The sequence below is a fragment of the Bartonella sp. AA81SXKL genome, from assembly GCF_042196945.1.
Classification (GTDB): Bacteria; Pseudomonadota; Alphaproteobacteria; order Rhizobiales; family Rhizobiaceae; genus Bartonella.
On the sequence record NZ_JBHIRH010000304.1, the window covers coordinates 1 to 313 of the forward strand.

Here is a 313-nt window from a genome sequence, read left to right on the forward strand (position 1 = left end):
CTGAATTGCTCTTCGCATGTGAAGGAAGTGGTACAAATGAATTTTCAACTTTTTTCTCAACACTAGATGTAGAAATATTTTCAGCGATTATTTTATCAATATTGCTCGTGAGATTATCTTCTGCTTCTTTGTCCTTTGTATCAGAAAAGTGGGAAGAAATTGGTTGGGATTCTTGAAGCTGATCTACAGTAGTTTGATCAACTTTTTCTTCATATTTATCAGTAGTTTTTTTCTCTGTGTCATGCATTGGCGAGAGCACAACTGTACCATCTTGTTTTACAATAACAGTTTGTACTTTTTGCGTTGGAATGGT

Annotated in this window: 1 pseudogene; it reads right to left on the bottom strand. The window is 34.5% G+C overall.

Annotated elements, in window-relative coordinates:
- A pseudogene (locus ACFINZ_RS11290) lies at positions 1 to 313 on the bottom strand (SPOR domain-containing protein); the annotation flags it as partial.